Annotated in this window: 13 protein-coding genes and 8 pseudogenes; 9 read left to right on the forward strand and 12 right to left on the reverse strand. The window is 37.8% G+C overall.

Annotated elements, in window-relative coordinates:
* Window positions 1–6: 6 nt before the first annotated feature.
* From IGL15_RS03450 to IGL15_RS03460, 3 genes and pseudogenes are all read right to left on the reverse strand, one after another.
* Window positions 7–405: pseudogene (locus IGL15_RS03450) on the reverse strand (transposase); the annotation flags it as partial.
* A gap of 362 nt (window positions 406–767) precedes the next feature.
* Window positions 768–1139, reverse strand: a pseudogene (locus tag IGL15_RS03455) (transposase); the annotation flags it as partial.
* A 36-nt stretch (window positions 1140–1175) separates the two neighbouring features.
* Window positions 1176–2543 (reverse strand): ISL3 family transposase, encoded by a 1368-nt coding sequence (locus IGL15_RS03460; protein WP_043921381.1) that lies wholly within the window; start codon window positions 2541–2543, stop codon window positions 1176–1178.
* 157 nt (window positions 2544–2700) lie between these two features.
* Here IGL15_RS03460 and IGL15_RS03465 point away from each other — a divergent pair, with 157 nt between their 5' ends.
* Window positions 2701–2967 carry a hypothetical protein gene (locus IGL15_RS03465; RefSeq protein ID WP_002328812.1) on the forward strand — a complete coding sequence of 89 codons (267 nt, stop codon included), beginning with the start codon at window positions 2701–2703 and terminating at the stop codon, window positions 2965–2967.
* A 130-nt stretch (window positions 2968–3097) separates the two neighbouring features.
* Here IGL15_RS03465 and vat(E) read toward each other — a convergent pair whose 3' ends face one another.
* Both vat(E) and IGL15_RS03475 read right to left on the reverse strand, forming a co-directional pair.
* On the reverse strand, window positions 3098–3742 hold the full coding sequence (vat(E), locus tag IGL15_RS03470; RefSeq protein WP_089143697.1) for a streptogramin A O-acetyltransferase Vat(E): 645 nt from the start codon (window positions 3740–3742) through the stop codon (window positions 3098–3100).
* Between the two features lie 110 nt (window positions 3743–3852).
* A complete protein-coding gene (locus IGL15_RS03475; RefSeq protein WP_002328814.1) occupies window positions 3853–5028 on the reverse strand; it encodes an IS256-like element IS1310 family transposase in 1176 nt (391 codons plus the stop codon).
* A gap of 111 nt (window positions 5029–5139) precedes the next feature.
* Here IGL15_RS03475 and IGL15_RS03480 point away from each other — a divergent pair.
* The 5 genes and pseudogenes from IGL15_RS03480 to IGL15_RS03500 form a co-directional block, all read left to right on the forward strand.
* Window positions 5140–5787: pseudogene (locus tag IGL15_RS03480) on the forward strand (conjugal transfer protein); the annotation flags it as partial.
* 313 nt (window positions 5788–6100) lie between these two features.
* Window positions 6101–6148: pseudogene (locus tag IGL15_RS03485) on the forward strand (hypothetical protein); the annotation flags it as partial.
* Between the two features lie 15 nt (window positions 6149–6163).
* A complete protein-coding gene (gene tet(M), locus IGL15_RS03490; RefSeq protein WP_000691727.1) occupies window positions 6164–8083 on the forward strand; it encodes a tetracycline resistance ribosomal protection protein Tet(M) in 1920 nt (639 codons plus the stop codon).
* Window positions 8084–8245: 162 nt separating this feature from the next.
* Window positions 8246–9175 (forward strand): IS30-like element ISLpl1 family transposase, encoded by a 930-nt coding sequence (locus IGL15_RS03495; RefSeq protein WP_002328816.1) that lies wholly within the window; start codon window positions 8246–8248, stop codon window positions 9173–9175.
* A gap of 73 nt (window positions 9176–9248) precedes the next feature.
* Complete coding sequence (locus tag IGL15_RS03500; RefSeq protein ID WP_096709348.1) at window positions 9249–9410, forward strand: cysteine-rich KTR domain-containing protein; 162 nt, start codon at window positions 9249–9251, stop codon at window positions 9408–9410.
* Here the strand turns inward: IGL15_RS03500 and IGL15_RS03505 are convergent.
* From IGL15_RS03505 to IGL15_RS03515, 3 genes and pseudogenes are all read right to left on the reverse strand, one after another.
* The gene (locus IGL15_RS03505) at window positions 9407–10774 is read right to left on the reverse strand and encodes an ISL3 family transposase (RefSeq protein ID WP_043921381.1); all 1368 of its coding nucleotides are present in this window, start codon (window positions 10772–10774) and stop codon (window positions 9407–9409) included. The genes IGL15_RS03500 and IGL15_RS03505 overlap by 4 nt on opposite strands.
* Before the next feature lie 104 nt (window positions 10775–10878).
* A pseudogene (locus IGL15_RS03510) lies at window positions 10879–11688 on the reverse strand (IS256-like element IS256 family transposase); the annotation flags it as partial.
* 268 nt (window positions 11689–11956) lie between these two features.
* A complete protein-coding gene (locus tag IGL15_RS03515) occupies window positions 11957–12742 on the reverse strand; it encodes a SinI family restriction endonuclease (protein ID WP_002326540.1) in 786 nt (261 codons plus the stop codon).
* Window positions 12743–12866: 124 nt separating this feature from the next.
* Between IGL15_RS03515 and IGL15_RS03520 the strand changes: the two genes are divergently transcribed.
* Together IGL15_RS03520 and IGL15_RS03525 are read left to right on the forward strand one after the other, a co-directional pair.
* Complete coding sequence (locus IGL15_RS03520) at window positions 12867–14462, forward strand: type I restriction-modification system subunit M (protein WP_010718348.1); 1596 nt, start codon at window positions 12867–12869, stop codon at window positions 14460–14462.
* Window positions 14452–15306 (forward strand): annotated as a pseudogene (locus tag IGL15_RS03525) (restriction endonuclease subunit S); the annotation flags it as partial. The gene IGL15_RS03520 and the pseudogene IGL15_RS03525, both read left to right, overlap by 11 nt.
* A 565-nt stretch (window positions 15307–15871) precedes the next feature.
* On the opposite strand, the pseudogene IGL15_RS03530 reads toward IGL15_RS03525, so the two are convergent.
* Window positions 15872–16396, reverse strand: a pseudogene (locus IGL15_RS03530) (recombinase family protein); the annotation flags it as partial.
* 86 nt (window positions 16397–16482) lie between these two features.
* On the opposite strand from IGL15_RS03530, the gene IGL15_RS03535 reads away from it, so the two are divergent.
* Window positions 16483–17639 (forward strand): IS3 family transposase gene (locus IGL15_RS03535; RefSeq protein ID WP_096541010.1). Its coding sequence is split into 2 segments (ribosomal slippage): window positions 16483–16762 and window positions 16762–17639, totalling 1158 coding nucleotides; the frame shifts between segments, so codons are not numbered across the junction.
* A gap of 138 nt (window positions 17640–17777) precedes the next feature.
* Here the strand turns inward: IGL15_RS03535 and IGL15_RS03540 are convergent.
* The 3 genes and pseudogenes from IGL15_RS03540 to IGL15_RS03550 all read right to left on the reverse strand — a co-directional run.
* A pseudogene (locus IGL15_RS03540) lies at window positions 17778–18353 on the reverse strand (recombinase family protein); the annotation flags it as partial.
* 34 nt (window positions 18354–18387) lie between these two features.
* Window positions 18388–18549, reverse strand: a complete 162-nt coding sequence (locus tag IGL15_RS03545; protein ID WP_002326548.1) for a hypothetical protein — start codon at window positions 18547–18549, stop codon at window positions 18388–18390.
* Between the two features lie 569 nt (window positions 18550–19118).
* Window positions 19119–19541 (reverse strand): RNA polymerase sigma factor, encoded by a 423-nt coding sequence (locus IGL15_RS03550; RefSeq protein ID WP_002326549.1) that lies wholly within the window; start codon window positions 19539–19541, stop codon window positions 19119–19121.
* Window positions 19542–19701: the final 160 nt, after the last annotated feature.

Consider the following 19701-nt stretch of genomic DNA (forward strand, 5'->3'; position numbering starts at 1 on the left):
CAAATAATAACCATTTGGTTTTCGTTTTCCTTGCATCGGTAAATGTAAAACATTGAATTCTCCCGTCTTAAACCGGCGATAGAGGGTACTTACTGAACAAGAGAAGGTTCGCTCTGCACGGCCAATAATGACGTCTGGGGTCCAACCCTCAGTTGATCTTTTTGCAATGTATTCTTTTTCCTCAGCAGGAAAAATGATTTCGGTTCTCCCACAACGTCGCTTATTTTCTTTGTATTGTTCAAGGTATTCAAGTGCTGTTCCACCACATTTGAGAAAGTTATAGACATTGTAAATTGTTTGGCGTCCACGTTTAAGCTGCTTCGCAACGATAGCAACCGGAGTTTCTTGATGAAAATATGCTTCTATCATTACAAGCTCGTTTGGTGTAAGATGGGTATAAGTCATTTATGTTCACTCTCCTTGTATGCTTTAGCGGGTATTACAATTTGAGTGTAACATAAATGGCTTTTTTATTTGTCTCGCTTAATTATACAAACGGCGAGAATATCGACAAGACTAGGATATTTTTTTATATATGCATATCCTTGTGGTGCAGTAACTCCTAAATTTTTTAAATTAGACAGACTTATTGGTAAAAGTATTTCTTCTAGGTGGATAATTTCGTAAGCATATTTTCCCTTTTAAACTAATTGTTCAAACTCATCGTCTCCTAAAAAGTAGTGTTGATTTTTCTTAAGTTTAGTAATTGGATTTTTTAGTCAAGTCCAGACTCCTGTGTAAAATGCTATACAATGTTTTTACCATTTCTACTTATCAAAATTGATGTATTTTCTTGAAGAATAAATCCATTCATCATGCAGGTCCATAAGAACGGCTCCAATTAAGCGATTGGCTGATGTTTGATTGGGGAAGATGCGAATAATCTTTTCTCTTCTGCGTACTTCTTGATTCAGTCGTTCAATTAGATTGGTACTCTTTAGTCGATTGTGGGAATTTCCTTGTACGGTATATTGAAAGGCGTCTTCGAATCCATCATCCAATGATGCGCAAGCTTTTGAATATTTTGGTTGATCGATATAATCATGAATCAATCGATTTTTAGCCTCACGCGCTAAGTTAATATCTGTGAACTTAAAAATTCCTTTAACAGCTTCTCTGAAAGATCTTGAATTTTTTTGGTTCAGTATAAATTCTTGTGTAAACGGCTGTGAGATTTAGGATGCCTTTCGGGATATTTCCATTAATCGCAGAAAGAAGTATTCATCATCTGGATACCCATAACCCTTACGTCTCTCAGTCTTGATCTTATTGTTGATACCCTCAAGTTTGCCAGTTGATATCCCGTATTTGGCGAACGTGTAGATCCCTCTCAAATGGTTATTTAAGAGACGCGCAAACCAAATAAAGTGGCTATTCTCAGTTGCCTTGCAGATGTCTATGATCCCTTCAAGTCTAACGCACATTTCCACCTCGTCATGTGAGTTGTATGCCTGGTCTAGCAAGTCTTTGACGAGGTCTATTGTGAAGAAGAGCTTGTTTTCTTCCAACAGCTCGTCATACCATGCTTCATTACCGCCATAAGCCTTTATTTCTGGTGTATTGAATATTTCACCAGCAGTAGACACTAGCTTGCCTTGACGGGCATCCTCGTCCTTCTGAACTAATGTGGACCTCTTAGACATCAAGATGTAACGTGAGTTCTTAAGCAACTTAGCAGCCTCTGGAGAGCCTTCTTCAGCCAGCCGTCTTTGTTCATCCTTTCTGATCTCTGAAACCACTTTATCGTTGAAATTCTTGATAATGTGGAAGCGATCATAGACGATGTCTAGCTTGGGATAGCGCCCTTTAAAAGCTTCTTCGAAGTCTGAATTCATGTCGCAAGCCACCGCCTCAACTTTTGACATCCACTCATCGCCAACATGATCCATAAACTCGAAAACAACGGCTTTCTTCTTGCCATGGGCTAAGTAGAGAATATACCCTGTTTCCCAGTCTATGATTGCGGTGGCGTACTTATGGCCATCGTGGAGCTTAAACTCATCAATGGCTAAGTATTTTGCCTGCCTTTCAGGTTTTATGAGTGTCTTGCCATCAGTTGTAAATTTAGACAGTAGAAGAGACTTGTGAATTGACTTTACAGTCATCTTGTCCAAGCCAGTAAGCCAAGCCACTGCCTTTAGAGTAAGGCCATAGCTTAACAGTTTCTCAGTGTATTCTTTTAAAGGTTTGGTGATGCGATAACCATCAGCTTTAAAAGGGATAGACTGGCTTCTAGTGTTGAATTGGCAATCAATGTTAAGACAACGAAAACGTGCATAGGACACTCTGATATTGGTGTGTACTCCACCAATAGCGACGTGCTTAAGGGTAGATTCTAAAGACCCATTTTTAACTAGTTTTCTTGAGCAATTAGGACAGAAGGTATCACCACGCTCATCTAGCTTTCCTACAAAGGTTAATCCACCTTCATTTTGAATTGGCTCGCCAACTTGAATAAAGTCGGTAAGACCAGAATTAAAGGATAAGACACCTTTGTTAGGCATAACATCTTGAGTAGTAACTGACAGTTCTGTATAATTCATAGTAAGAAGGGCTCCCCATGTTTTTGTCGTTATTAACATTGTAAGGGACAACCCTTCTTTTTTTGTTATCTAATTTCTATTTACACAAGAATTTATACTGAACCAAAATTATTAGTGTTAACATAATATACGCTGAATTAATTATGGGGGTGTAATTATGTTAGGGATTATTTTTATTGTAGTTTCAATCGCCTCTCTGATTCTTGAGAAATATGTGCTAGGTAACAATTCACATGTTTGGTTAGGCGCAATTATTCCATTTTTAGCAATTGCCTTTATCGTTGGAATGATGCTCACTAATAACATGAAATTCGATGTTTTCAATATAATATTGGCTGTCGTTTATGTTTCACTAAGCTTTATTTTCTGGGGACAGGGAAGTGACCTTTATCATCAGAAGGTCGTAAATAAAATATACGAGTAGAGTACCGCCAGAGGTGGCTAGTGTATTTTTTACTGGTATATCATATCTATTATTAATAAATTGGATTCACTAAATAGTAAAGGCCGTGTAAACAATCATTCTTGGATTGCTTGCACGGCCTTTTTTGCTTTTATTTTTCCATTAAACTGTTTATCAATTCAACTGTGGGCGTTGTTTGCATTAGTTTAGGAACATTAACAGTTATCCATTCAACATCTTTATTCCACCATGCCAGGTTTTCTAATGCTTGAATAACTTCTGGTTCAAATCTTGGTTTGATGAGTTGAATTGGATTGCCACCGACAATTGTATATGGAGCGACGTCTTTTGTTACGACACTATTTGCTCCGATAATGGCACCGTCACCTATTTTTACGCCTGGTAGGACGGTCACATTTTGCCCAAACCACACGTCATTTCCGACTACAGTATCACCTTTCAACGGCAAATCAGTCAGTTCAGGAGTATATTTCTGCCAATCGCCACCCAAAATATTAAATGGATAAGTTGAAATACCTTTCATTACGTGATTGGCACCGTTCATAATAAATTCAATACCACTGGCGATAGAACAGAATTTACCGATGATTAATTTGTCGCCTAGAAATTCATAGTGATGGGTAACGTGTTTCTCAAAATCGGTGGGATTTACTGGGTCATCATAATAGGTGTAGTCCCCAATTTCAATATTGGGACTTTTGATCACGTTCTTGATAAAGACAACCTCTTTGATGGCTGGATTGGGATAAATTGCATTTGCGTCAGGTATGGTCATGTTAGTACCTCCGAATTGAGTTATTTGATTTTAATTATAGTCTAGAAGATTGGTAGCGTCAAGAATCTTGTGTAAATGAAATGCCTTCGTACATATAATATGTAACTAACTCAAATAAATGATGCTTCCAAGGTGTCCTGGAGTCCTTTAAAGCCTCGGTGGATCCGCTTCAGAGACTTCTCGTTATAAGCATTAAACTGAGAAACCAGGAATCGATCCAGTGAATCTTCCGTTGGAAATTGTTCTTTGCGGTGGGTGGTGCGCTTGAGATGCTTGTTAAAGTTCTCAATCAAGTTAGTGGAGTAGAGTGATTGCCGAATGGCTGGTGGAAAGTCCATGAAAGTGAGCAGATTCGGCATTTTAAGCAGATCTTTGATTAACTTGGGATAGGTACGATGCCAGTTGTTGGCGAACTCATTCAGTTTCAGTTCGGCTGCTTCACGATTGGCAGCCCAATGAACTTGTTTAAAGTCATTGATCACGGCCTTACGGTCTTTCACCCGAACTTTGTTTATCAAATTACGCCCAACATGAACCAGGCAACGTTGTCGTTTAGCTTTGGGAAAATGCCGATTTAAACCTTCATCCAAACCAACTAACCCATCGGCCACAAACAACAGCACATCTTTGACACCTTGCTTAATCAGGGTTCCCAGTAATTCAGTCCAGATCCCAGTTGATTCCGTCGGCGCCACTTGGTAGTTCAGCACTTCTTTCGTACCATCTGGACGAATGCCAATCGCAATATGAACCGCTTCTTTTTGAACGGTATCCCGCTTTAACGGCAAGTAAGTGGCATCTAAGAAGATAGCCGCATATTGTGAAGCCAGTCGACGTTGCTGGAAAGCTTGAACCTGTTCATTGACGGCTTTAGTCATGTTGGAAACCGTGGCTTTGGAGTAGTGAGCACCGTACATATTCTCAATGAGTTCGGCAATTTCAGCAGTGGTAATTCCCTTGGTATACAACTGAATAACCGTTGTTTCTAAATTATCACTGTGCCGACCGTAGGCTGGCAAGGTATGATTTTCAAACCGGCCATTGCGATCTCGAGGAATGGTTAAGTTAAGTTGGCCGTACTTCGTATCAAACGAGCGCTCATAACTGCCGTTGCGGTTATTACCAGTGTTAATCCCAGCGTATGAGTAGCGTTCGTAACCCAAAAACTCTGCCAATTCAGTTTGAAGCAGCTGGTTGATGGCGATTTCAAGGTGGTGACGAAAAACTTCGTCCAAATCTTGTTTTTGGGCTAGTGCAGCGATAATTTCTGTGGTAAGTTCATTCATGGGGAATGCCTCCTGTGATGTTTTCTGTGGTTACTAAATATCATAAGGGAAGGCATTCCCTATTTCTATACAATTTAGAAATCTTTTGTGCGTTTACACAAGATATTTTACGCTCTCCAATCCCAAGAAGCCATTGATAAACGAAATGAGAAATTGACCCATTATTTGACGGAAGAATTGCAGGTATTAAATGAAGAAATGATTCGTAAGGATATTCCTACTAGTTCTAGTGTGAACGATATACAGGTGTGGCAGGTTTCTCAAGTGAATGAGAACACCTTTGAGGTACTGTTTTCTGTTGAACAAGTTATTACCGAAGACAAAGACAAGGAAACTATATCGTCTAGCTTTCATGTGGTTGTCCATATAGATGAATCAGATAATATGGTTATTATCAAAAATCCGACAATGAGTAAGAAACCTCAAAAATCGGACTACCAACCCAAACAGCTAGAAAGTGACCATACAGTAGATACAGAAACGATGGACGAAATCATTAGCTTTTTAGAAACGTTCTTCCAGCTCTATCCTACCGCCACAGAAAAAGAATTGACTTACTATGTAAGTAATCATGTGTTACCTATGATTAACAAGGAATATGTTTTCGAGGAATTGGTGAATCCTATCTTTACCAGAAAAGATAACCAAGTAATCGTGAATGTCGCTGTGAAATATTTAGATCAAGAAACAAAGGCAACCCAAATCTCGCAATTTGAGTTGATATTAGAAAAACAAGATAATTGGAAGATTGTAAAATAACAAATATTGGTACATGATTACAGATACTTTGTAATCATGTACTCTTTTTGATAAAAAATTGGAGATTCCTTTACAAATATGCTCTTACGTGCTATTATTTAAGTGACTATTTAAAAGGAGTTAATAAATATGCGGCAAGGTATTCTTAAATAAACTGTCAATTTGATAGCAGGAACAAATAATTAGATGTCCTTTTTTAGGAGGGCTTAGTTTTTTGTACCCAGTTTAAGAATACCTTTATCATGTGATTCTAAAGTATCCAGAGAATATCTGTATGCTTTGTATACCTATGGTTATGCATAAAAATCCCAGTGATAAAAGTATTTATCACTGGGATTTTTATGCCCTTTTGGGTTTTTGAATGGAGGAAAATCACATGAAAATTATTAATATTGGAGTTTTAGCTCATGTTGATGCAGGAAAAACTACCTTAACAGAAAGCTTATTATATAACAGTGGAGCGATTACAGAATTAGGAAGCGTGGACAAAGGTACAACGAGGACGGATAATACGCTTTTAGAACGTCAGAGAGGAATTACAATTCAGACAGGAATAACCTCTTTTCAGTGGGAAAATACGAAGGTGAACATCATAGACACGCCAGGACATATGGATTTCTTAGCAGAAGTATATCGTTCATTATCAGTTTTAGATGGGGCAATTCTACTGATTTCTGCAAAAGATGGCGTACAAGCACAAACTCGTATATTATTTCATGCACTTAGGAAAATGGGGATTCCCACAATCTTTTTTATCAATAAGATTGACCAAAATGGAATTGATTTATCAACGGTTTATCAGGATATTAAAGAGAAACTTTCTGCCGAAATTGTAATCAAACAGAAGGTAGAACTGTATCCTAATATGTGTGTGACGAACTTTACCGAATCTGAACAATGGGATACGGTAATAGAGGGAAACGATGACCTTTTAGAGAAATATATGTCCGGTAAATCATTAGAAGCATTGGAACTCGAACAAGAGGAAAGCATAAGATTTCATAATTGTTCCCTGTTCCCTGTTTATCACGGAAGTGCAAAAAACAATATAGGGATTGATAACCTTATAGAAGTGATTACGAATAAATTTTATTCATCAACACATCGAGGTCCGTCTGAACTTTGCGGAAATGTTTTCAAAATTGAATATACAAAAAAAAGACAACGTCTTGCATATATACGCCTTTATAGTGGAGTACTACATTTACGAGATTCGGTTAGAGTATCAGAAAAAGAAAAAATAAAAGTTACAGAAATGTATACTTCAATAAATGGTGAATTATGTAAGATTGATAGAGCTTATTCTGGAGAAATTGTTATTTTGCAAAATGAGTTTTTGAAGTTAAATAGTGTTCTTGGAGATACAAAACTATTGCCACAGAGAAAAAAGATTGAAAATCCGCACCCTCTACTACAAACAACTGTTGAACCGAGTAAACCTGAACAGAGAGAAATGTTGCTTGATGCCCTTTTGGAAATCTCAGATAGTGATCCGCTTCTACGATATTACGTGGATTCTACGACACATGAAATTATACTTTCTTTCTTAGGGAAAGTACAAATGGAAGTGATTAGTGCACTGTTGCAAGAAAAGTATCATGTGGAGATAGAACTAAAAGAGCCTACAGTCATTTATATGGAGAGACCGTTAAAAAATGCAGAATATACCATTCACATCGAAGTGCCGCCAAATCCTTTCTGGGCTTCCATTGGTTTATCTGTATCACCGCTTCCGTTGGGAAGTGGAATGCAGTATGAGAGCTCGGTTTCTCTTGGATACTTAAATCAATCATTTCAAAATGCAGTTATGGAAGGGATACGCTATGGTTGCGAACAAGGATTATATGGTTGGAATGTGACGGATTGTAAAATCTGTTTTAAGTATGGCTTATACTATAGCCCTGTTAGTACCCCAGCAGATTTTCGGATGCTTGCTCCTATTGTATTGGAACAAGTCTTAAAAAAAGCTGGAACAGAATTGTTAGAGCCATATCTTAGTTTTAAAATTTATGCGCCACAGGAATATCTTTCACGAGCATACAACGATGCTCCTAAATATTGTGCGAACATCGTAGACACTCAATTGAAAAATAATGAGGTCATTCTTAGTGGAGAAATCCCTGCTCGGTGTATTCAAGAATATCGTAGTGATTTAACTTTCTTTACAAATGGACGTAGTGTTTGTTTAACAGAGTTAAAAGGGTACCATGTTACTACCGGTGAACCTGTTTGCCAGCCCCGTCGTCCAAATAGTCGGATAGATAAAGTACGATATATGTTCAATAAAATAACTTAGTGTATTTTATGTTGTTATATAAATATGGTTTCTTATTAAATAAGATGAAATATTCTTTAATATGGTAGATTGTAAAATTAATCCGAACGCTGTTCGGACAAAAAAGATCAGCTTCCTTTAAAATGGTGTTTACCACAAACCCATCTTTTAGGAGCTGATCTTTTGTCTAGTATAACCTATTCCGAACGAATTAAAATCGAAACCTTTTGTGAACTAGGGCTGTCCAATATCCAAATGGGCGTTCGGCTGAACCGATCACCGTCAACAATTTCTTATGAATTATCTCGATGTCAACCCTATCAGGCTGAATTAGCACAAACAGATGCCGAATACAAGCGATCACGATGTGGTCGGAAAACTAAGCTGAGCGATGAGTTAAAGCAAAAAATTCTCAACCATTTACGTCTAAGCTGGTCACCAGGAATGATTGCTCACGAATTTAAACTAGCTACTAAATCTATTTATAATTGGCTAAATCAGGGGAGAATTGGTTTCTCCTTGAATGATCTACCTGAACATGGCGTACGCCAACGGCGTAACGTTGACCAACGATCCAAATATAATCAATCTTTGGGGCGATCAATTGAACAGCGTCCCATGATGATTAATCAACGTAATCGCATCGGCGATTTTGAACTAGATACAGTCGTTGGTCCTCGTGGGCATAGTAAGGCAGTTTTATTAACTTTAATCGATCGAAAATCACGGTTCCTTTGGGCATACCGGTTAAAAGATCGGACGACAGCGACTGTTAATGAAGCACTAACTAAGTTCCTAACCACTTTTAATGGTCCGGTGCACAGCTTTACTGTGGACCGTGGCACTGAGTTTAGTGGGCTAGTATCACTTGAATCACAATATGGTATTAAGACCTATTACTGCCATGCTTATACGCCAGCTGAACGTGGTAGTAATGAACGCTTTAATCGGAATTTACGTTATTTTTATCCTAAAGGGACTCGTTTTGAGCACATTAGTGCTCAAGATTTAACGACGACGTTACTCCAAATTAACCAGCGACCGCTTAAAATACTCGACTGGCAAACACCGTATCAGGTTATGCTGACAAATTTGTCCAAAAATTTGGATTAAATTTGCAATCTACCATATAGATTTGAATTAAAGTGGAAAGGAGGAGATTGTTATTATAAACTACAAGTGGATATTGTGTCCTATTTGTGGAAATAAAACAAGACTACGAATACGAGTGGATACTATACTTAAAAATTTCCCTTTATACTGCCCCAAATGTAAGAACGAAACTTTAATTAATGTTCAAAAAATGAGGTTCAGTATAAATTCTTGTGTAAACGGCTGTGAGATTTAGGATGCCTTTCGGGATATTTCCATTAATCGCAGAAAGAAGTATTCATCATCTGGATACCCATAACCCTTACGTCTCTCAGTCTTGATCTTATTGTTGATACCCTCAAGTTTGCCAGTTGATATCCCGTATTTGGCGAACGTGTAGATCCCTCTCAAATGGTTATTTAAGAGACGCGCAAACCAAATAAAGTGGCTATTCTCAGTTGCCTTGCAGATGTCTATGATCCCTTCAAGTCTAACGCACATTTCCACCTCGTCATGTGAGTTGTATGCCTGGTCTAGCAAGTCTTTGACGAGGTCTATTGTGAAGAAGAGCTTGTTTTCTTCCAACAGCTCGTCATACCATGCTTCATTACCGCCATAAGCCTTTATTTCTGGTGTATTGAATATTTCACCAGCAGTAGACACTAGCTTGCCTTGACGGGCATCCTCGTCCTTCTGAACTAATGTGGACCTCTTAGACATCAAGATGTAACGTGAGTTCTTAAGCAACTTAGCAGCCTCTGGAGAGCCTTCTTCAGCCAGCCGTCTTTGTTCATCCTTTCTGATCTCTGAAACCACTTTATCGTTGAAATTCTTGATAATGTGGAAGCGATCATAGACGATGTCTAGCTTGGGATAGCGCCCTTTAAAAGCTTCTTCGAAGTCTGAATTCATGTCGCAAGCCACCGCCTCAACTTTTGACATCCACTCATCGCCAACATGATCCATAAACTCGAAAACAACGGCTTTCTTCTTGCCATGGGCTAAGTAGAGAATATACCCTGTTTCCCAGTCTATGATTGCGGTGGCGTACTTATGGCCATCGTGGAGCTTAAACTCATCAATGGCTAAGTATTTTGCCTGCCTTTCAGGTTTTATGAGTGTCTTGCCATCAGTTGTAAATTTAGACAGTAGAAGAGACTTGTGAATTGACTTTACAGTCATCTTGTCCAAGCCAGTAAGCCAAGCCACTGCCTTTAGAGTAAGGCCATAGCTTAACAGTTTCTCAGTGTATTCTTTTAAAGGTTTGGTGATGCGATAACCATCAGCTTTAAAAGGGATAGACTGGCTTCTAGTGTTGAATTGGCAATCAATGTTAAGACAACGAAAACGTGCATAGGACACTCTGATATTGGTGTGTACTCCACCAATAGCGACGTGCTTAAGGGTAGATTCTAAAGACCCATTTTTAACTAGTTTTCTTGAGCAATTAGGACAGAAGGTATCACCACGCTCATCTAGCTTTCCTACAAAGGTTAATCCACCTTCATTTTGAATTGGCTCGCCAACTTGAATAAAGTCGGTAAGACCAGAATTAAAGGATAAGACACCTTTGTTAGGCATAACATCTTGAGTAGTAACTGACAGTTCTGTATAATTCATAGTAAGAAGGGCTCCCCATGTTTTTGTCGTTATTAACATTGTAAGGGACAACCCTTCTTTTTTTGTTATCTAATTTCTATTTACACAAGAATTTATACTGAACCATTTTTTTTAGGAATGGTGGTAAAGATATTTCTTAGGAAGTGAACTTGGCATCTTTGCCAACTTACGTTGGTGAAGGATTTTCTAATGGCAGAGACTAATCCTTTGTGCGCATCAGAAATAACGAGTTCCGTACCTTGTAAACCGCGTTCTTTTAGGTATTCAAAAAATGTTGTCCAGGTCTCTTCGCTTTCGCCACTTTGAATCATGAAGCCGATAATTTCACGGTCGCCATCTTTGGTTATTCCAATCGCTATATGACAGCTTTTTGAGAGTACTCGATTTTCTTCTCGTACTTTTATATAGAGTACATCGGTCATTAAGTAAGGATAATTTTTTTCTGATAATAAACGATTCTGCCACTCGTTAACCATAGGTTCTAGCTGTTCTGTTAAGCTAGAAACGAAGGACTTAGAGACGGATTTACCACAAAGTTCTTCCACAATTTTTGATACTTTACGAGTTGAAACGCCTGATACATACATTTCCAACATTGAAGCCATGAGGGCTTTTTCGTTTCGTTGATAACGTTCAAACACTGTGGGTGAAAAATGGCCATCACGTGTTCTGGGTACTTTTAATTCTAGCGTGCCTACACGTGTCGTAAAGCTGCGCTCATAATAGCCATTTCGTTGACTTTGTCGGTTTTCTGTTCGTTCATATTCTTTTGCTTGAATATATTCTGTTCGTTGATTTTCCATTAGTTGATTAAATACCGTTGTTAAAATATTTTTAGAAACGTCATCCTTTACAGAATATTCAATAATGCTTTGAATCTCTTCGCTTTTCAGTGTAAAATGTACTTGGGTCATGTAAAAGTCCTCCTGGGTATGTTTTTGTCGTTAAAAACATTGTACCGTAAAAGGACTGTTATATGGCCTTTTTACTTTTACACAATTATACGGACTTTATCGATTTTTTACAATCAATTTATACTTTAAAGCTTTGGTGGGGATTGTTTCGTAAATCCAAAAGATATTATAAGGATCTGAGGTAAGATAGAAATTTCTAAATTCAAAGTTTTTTTGTTTGTTTATAATTTTTTCCATGTATCGTGGATAGATACTAATAAGGATATTGTTAGTCATCGAGTGTCCATAATTCTCGTGTGGATTTTTCATTAATATAAGCTAAATAACTATTTTCAGTTAACTTAGCTGCCAGTTCCTTACTAGCTTCAGTCATTTCTATTAATGCTTTCCAATTGGGGATAGGGCTATCCAAACCAGAAATTTTTGTCGACTTATTTAAACGATTCCATTTTCTAATTGTTGTTCCTACTCTTATAGCTGAACTCGAACTGCTTTCTGTATTGTATTTATTTTTCACTTGTAAAAGAATTGGTGAGGTTCCTAAATAACAGAAATCAACAGCTCGATATACAGAGCCGGCGCACCAAATCCAACCTTCAGGTTCTAACACTTCGGCTAAATATTCCTCTAAAATACTTCCGTTCATGTTCTCAGCGCTCATATATAAAAAATGTCCACGCAAGTAGTCATTCAATACTTTTTGATCATCAATATTAGCATTTGCTGCTACTCTAGTAGTTAAAGCAGCATCTTTTTCGCCAAATGTTTTAAGAGGTTTTTTTAATGCTGGGTTATTCCTATCCCTGATGTATTTATTACACCATTTTGTTAAGTAAATTTTTGCCATAATTAATGGATTATCACTATCAGGTACTGATATACCAGTGAACAAACTTGGTCCATTGTTGAGTGCAAAATAAAAAAGTTCTTTTAAATTTTTATGATACTTACTATCTTCAACGTCATCGATAACTTCATCAAAAATAATGGATGCCGGTTCTGTGGTTAAACCTTCATTTAAGATTGATTCAAAAGTTCTATTTTTGTTAGGCATATACGTCACGTAGCTTGTTATCAAGAATAAGATTCTTTCTATTTTTTTTGCTTTTTCTAAAAGGGAGTATGCTAAAATAAGAGGGTATATAGCAACTTTAAATAAGAGATAGGAGTGTATCTTTTTGGGTGCAGAATTAAATCAAAAATTATTTAGTGCGGCAGATAATCTCCGTAGTAAAATGGATGCGTCAGAATATAAAAATTATTTATTGGGACTGATTTTCTATAAATATTTATCCGACCGTTTGTTGGAACAAGTGGTTCTTTTAGCAGATGAATCCTTAGAGGAATATGACACAGTAAGCAAACAAACAATGTTGTATCGTGAATTACTTTCAGATGAAGAATCAAAAGAAGACCTGATTGCCACAATCGTTGATATTTTGGGGTATTCGATCTCACCAGAGTATCTTTTCAACGTCTTAGCGGATCAAGCAAAACAAGCAACGTTCCAATTGAATGATTTAAATAAAGCCTTTGTGCAATTGTCTTCTACTTATAACCAATTTAATGGGTTATTTGATGATGTGGATCTCCAATCAAAAAAACTAGGAACAGATGAGCAACAACGAAATGTCACGATTACCGAAGTTATCAAGAAATTAAACGACGTAGATGTTTTAGGACACGATGGGGACGTGATCGGGGATGCGTATGAATTTCTGATCAGTCAATTTGCTTCAGAAGCAGGGAAGAAAGCCGGAGAATTTTACACACCTCATATGGTTTCTGATATGATGGCACAAATCGTAACGTTGGATCAAAAAGAACGACGATTCTTTAGTGTCTTTGACCCAACCATGGGTTCAGGTTCATTGATGTTAAACGTACGTAACTACTTAACTCACCCAGATAATGTTAAATATCATGGGCAAGAATTAAATACAACGACATACAATCTAGCAAAAATGAACTTGATTTTACATGGGGTAGATGCCGAAGAAATGAATCTCCGCAATGGGGATACGCTGAATAAGGACTGGCCAACAGATGAACCTTACACATTTGATGCAGTAGTGATGAACCCACCTTATTCGGCTAATTGGTCAGCAGATACGACTTTCTTAGATGATTCTCGGTTTAATCGTTATGGAAAATTAGCGCCAAAATCCAAAGCAGATTTTGCGTTTCTTCTTCATGGGTTCTATCATTTGAAGGAAACAGGTACCATGGCCATCGTCTTACCACACGGAGTTTTATTCCGTGGCGCTGCAGAAGGGGTCATTCGTCAAAAATTATTAGAAGACGGCAGTATTTATGCCGTGATCGGTATGCCTGCGAACTTGTTTTTTGGTACATCGATTCCAACGACAGTGATTGTATTGAAAAAGAACCGCCAAACTCGAGATGTATTATTCATTGACGCTAGTCGAGAATTTGTCAAAGGAAAAAATCAGAATAAATTATCGGAAGAAAACATTCAAAAAATCCTCGAAACCTACGCTGAAAGAAAAGATGTCGAGAAATACGCTCATTTGGCAACCTTTGATGAAATCAAAGAAAATGACTATAACTTAAATATCCCACGCTATGTAGATACGTTCGAAGAAGAAGAACCAATTGATATGGTTCATGTCGGAAATGACATCAAGAAGATACGACAAGAACAGCAAGTGCTAGAAAAAGAACTCTTGGAAGCACTCTCTTCTTTGCAAACAACACCTGAAAATGAAGCGTGGTTGCAAGGTGCGTTGGAGGTATTCAAACATGAGCAATGATACGCAACCAGAAATTCGGTTTCCTGGATTTACGGATGATTGGGAAGAGCGTAAGTTGGGAGACGAAGTTCGAATAGTGATGGGACAGTCTCCTAATTCAGAAAATTATACTGATGATCCTAATGATTATATTCTTGTGCAAGGTAATGCTGACATGAAAAATGGTCGTGTTTTCCCGAGAGTATGGACAACTCAAGTTACTAAACAAGCTGAAAAAGATGATCTCATTCTAAGTGTCCGAGCACCGGTTGGAGATATTGGTAAAACAGCTTATGACGTGGTTATTGGTCGAGGTGTTGCTGCCATAAAAGGTAATGAATTTATATTTCAGAATCTTGGTAAAATGAAGTCCGACGGGTATTGGACTAGATATAGCACTGGATCAACATTTGAAAGTATTAATTCTACTGATATTAAAGAAGCTATAATAAGTGTCCCTACAATTGAGGAACAAAACAAAATCGGTTCATTCTTCAAGCAGCTGGATAACACTATCGCCCTTCATCAACGTAAGTTAGATTTGCTGAAGGAAACGAAAAAAGGATTCTTACAAAAAATGTTCCCTAAAAACGGAGCAAAAGTGCCAGAAATCCGTTTTCCAGGATTTACGGAAGATTGGGAAGAGCGTAAGTTGGGTGATATAGCTCCCTTACGTGGCGGTTTTGCATTCAAAAGCTCTAAATTCAGGAACACTGGTGTGCCAATTGTTAGAATTTCAAATATTCTTTCCAGCGGGGAGGTAGGTGGAGATTTTGCATATTATGATGAACAGGATAAGGATGACAAATATATTCTTCCAGATAAATCAGCAGTCCTAGCCATGTCAGGTGCAACAACAGGTAAGGAATAAAGTAGTGACACTTTATAACACCAGAGACGGTAGTACTTTTGTCCCACAAAAACCAACAAACATCTCCACCGTCTTTATAAACAGGAAAATTAAATAAAATAGACTTTAGAGGCAAATCAGCCTCGTCACATGGGAAAATCTCTATTTCTTTGATTAACGAAGAAATTAGGGATTTTTTCTCTTCATCATTGATTTTGTCATACACTTTATCAAAGTTTGCCAATAGGGTGTAGATATTTTCTAATGTAATAGCATCTTGCTCTACAGCTTTGCGACGTAGCTTGACATCTTCAATTTTTTCTTCTAATTCTATGATAATATCATACAGACCATCAAGTCTGAATGTCATATCGTTAATTTTACGTTCTCTAAAACGAGTATCTTCCGGTAGGCTGTCTATTTCATTCTCAAGGCGACTTTTATTTAAATCTACTTCTCGAAGTTTAGCTTCATAGTTTTTTAGCCCTCTGTTTAAAGTAGACGTATCAATTTCTTTGCCTATTTTTGATTTGATTTCTGTCGCAAAATCTTGATTTTTAATTAGCTCTCTGATTGCTTCAATGACGAGTGGCTCAATATCAGTCTTTTTGAGCATTGACTTATACTCGCAGGTTTTTCCTCTGGCTGTCCGAGCCTTGCTGCACACATAATAATAAACCTCTTTATATGTACCGTCCTTGTTTGTCCAAGCGTGTTTATTGGTGTACATCGGGCCGCCACATTTAGGGCATTTTAGAATACCGCTTAACAAATGGGCTCTATCTCGACCAATTTTAGATGGAGATTTTACACCTGTGATTTCCCGTTTTTCATGTGCTTGATTCCAAAGTTCTTCATCTATGATAGCGTCATGTTGCCCATCTGCAATAATGTAATCATCTTGACGTACTTGGCGATATTCATTTTTAGTACCTTTGACCTTTTCTCTTGTTCGTCTGCCAAAAGCAATTTTTCCACAGTACACAGGATTGTCAAGAATCATCCTAACGAAATGTGTACTCCATTGTGAAAGTGTACCGTTATCACGTTTTACCTTTTCTACGCCTTGAAGGTTAAGGTATTTCGCAATTTTATTAAAACCCATATTGTCATTTTGGATAGGCTACAATAAACTAGACAGAAAAGATAAGGTGTGTAAACTATAAGAAAACACACTGGAGGAATCATGTTATGTCGCAAAGAAGAGAACGCAGAACATATACGCAAGAATTTAAACAACAAATGGTCGATTTACTAAACTCTGGAAAACCAAGGGCCGACATCATCAGAGAATATGAACTAACACCATCGTCTTTTGACAAATGGGTCCGTCAGGCAAAAAAGACAGGTTCATTCAAAGAAGCCGATAATCTGACCCCAACGGAAAAAGAGCTTATAGCCTTACGCAAACGAAACCAACAACTTGAGATGGAGAATGATATTTTAAAGCAAGCAGCGCTGATATTCGGACGAAAAGACAAGTGATTGATGCAAACAAGCATACATATTCCATATCAGCGATGTGTAAATTATTAAATATTTCCCGTCAAACGTATTACTACAAAACAAAGAAAAAGCCGAGTGAAGCTGCGCTTGAAGCCGCCGTAACAGAAGAATTCAATCGTAGCCGCAAGAACTATGGTACGCGGAAAATCAAAGCTGCTCTGGCAAAACGTGATATCCTAGTTAGTCGTCGCAAAATCAGTCAAATCATGAACAGACGAGGTTTGAAATCAAATTATACAAAAGCAAATTATCGAAAGCATACATCGAATGTAAATCACTCCGATATTGGCAATACCTTGGATCGTGCCTTCACTGAACGTGAACCTTTGGAAGCAATCATCACAGATCTGACTTATGTAAGAGCTGGCACAACGTGGTGTTATGTTTGTTTCATTATTGATTTATTCAATCGTGAGATCATTGGTCATTCCTGTGGTCCGAACAAAGATGCAGCGTTGGTCAAAAGTGCTTTCCAAAGTATCTCCCATCCTTTGACTGAAGTCAAAATCTTCCATACAGATCGTGGGAAAGAATTTGATAATAAACTGATTGATACGATCTTAGAGACATTTGACATCGAACGATCACTGAGCAAGAAAGGCTGTCCTTATGATAATGCAGTGGCAGAATCAACCTATAAATCATTTAAAGTAGAATTTGTTTATCCGAATACATTTGACACATTGAATCAACTCAAACTACAATTATTTGATTACGTCAATTGGTGGAATTATCTTCGGTTACATGGTTCTTTGGGGTATGAGACACCAATCGGCATTCGAAATCTGAGATTGGCGGAGCGAATCCTTGATAATGAGCATGGATGTGGTAGCGTTGCGTAGTGGCAGATACATTTAATCGTTGCTTCGCCACGGTTGTTCCACGTCCATGGTGACTCGTTGTCAAGGACAATCGGATTAGATAACAAGCACCTGATTTTTACACTTTATAATTTTTGTCAAAAAAAGTATTGCCATTCCATTTACATATTTATCAAAGATGATTCGTATCGCTTCGGCTTCATTTTCTTGGATATAAAGTTGCTTATCTTTGAGGTAGTAGCCATAAGGGGCAAAACCACCATTCCAACCGCCTTGACGGGCTTTTTCTTTTCGTCCGTTCATGGTTTGTTCTATGATGTTTTCACGCTCTATTTCAGCAACAGCAGACAATACAGATATTAAAAGTTTCCCGCTTGTCTGTGATGAGTCAATCCCTTCTTCAATGCAAATCAAATTTACACCAAAGGATTGAACGTGTTCTAAAGAGTTTAAAATGTCGGCTGCATTTCTGCCAAAGCGAGATAGCTTATAAACTAAGATATACTCAATTTCCAGCCCGTTTTCAATATCGAATAACATTTGCTTAAATGCAGGTCTGCCATCTATAGATTTTCCGGATTTTCCAGCATCCTCATAAATATTTACAATCTCCATTTCTTCTCTATCTGCAAATCGTTTTAAGCTATTTTTCTGACCATCTAAACTAAAACCGTCAACTTGCATTTCTGTACTTACACGAGGATAAAGTACACATTTTTTCCCACTCCTATTCATAGTCATACCTCCAATAAATTATTGGAAAACATCTTTACTTAGCACTATTTATCTCATTTAAAACCTCTGCACCATGTTTTTCAATAATTTGCGAAAGCACATTGATGAAATCTTGATATGCTTTTGTTTTTGTACGAACTTCATCAGGTGTAGTGGTTGTAGCAGTATTTTCAGATATGCTGTTGATATTTTCCATTCGCAATCACCTCCAAGTGTATCGCTTATATAGATTATAAGCAGTTATTTCATTTATGAAAAGTTTGTCACCATAGTTAAAAATGCAAAACCAACCGCACTGTAAATTTATAGTGCGATTGGTTTTTGATTACATCATATTGTCGTATTTGCCACGCACCCCGACAAAGGGGATATTTTGAGTTGCTGTTGGCACAGCTATCATAGCCCCATGATACCGTAGCTCGTCCTTTCAAAAGCCACGCATACCGTAGGAACTCCCTCCGTTTTAATCGTATTGAGGGCTAAACGTATCGAAGTATCATTATCCCTTATGTGGGTCATTGCGGACGAGTGTGCCACACTCGGTCTAACAGTCCATTTATCGCTCGGGCGGTAGTATAATCACCTCCCCATACCGCTGTTATGGCGATGTCTGTTAAGTCGCTTTGCCTTTCGGCTCACATAAGTAATGTACTCAAAATATCGTATATTCAGTTGTCAAGGAACAATTATGCTGTTTGGTATATAAGAGAAAAAAACTTCCTCTTATATACCTTTAGAAAAAGAGGGGTAAACGACGTGGGTAGATTAGAAATTATTTTTCAAATACTTTTCTAAACTACATAGTCCTCTGCGGATTGCATCTTTTACGCTACTTGCTGATGTACCCTCTGCCTTGGCAATAGCTGCTTTGCTCATTCCTAAAAAGTAGTGAGCATAAATACGTTTTGCCTGCTTATCCGGCAGGGTGGCAATGGCAGCATGGAGCTGTTCGGTTGTGAGCTTACGCTCGTAAATCTCATCGGGTGAGAGGGAAACAAACAAGGCAGTATGTTCAATACCGTCACCACGGTCAAGAGAGTAGTAGGCTTTATGGTAGCGTATGCGGCTTTGGTAGGCTTGCTCTGCCTTGCGATATTCTTCAAAGATGTTAAATACCTCATCGGGAATGTCAATATATGTGTCCACAGTTATGTGGGAATAGTAATCTTTCAAGTTTATTTTTTTCATGGTTGTACCATCCTTTCAAATTTTGGTTTAGTGCGAATTTGAAAGGACGGTGGGGGTGAACGACACCGGGGGTCTATATACGCAAAAATGCCAGACTGAAATTCATAAAATCTCAATCGGGCATAGGTGTATTTGTTTCGTATTATGTAGTTTTTATTTT

The sequence above is a fragment of the Enterococcus sp. DIV0436a genome, assembly GCF_051711605.1.
GTDB classification, from domain to species: domain Bacteria; phylum Bacillota; class Bacilli; order Lactobacillales; family Enterococcaceae; genus Enterococcus_B; species Enterococcus_B faecium.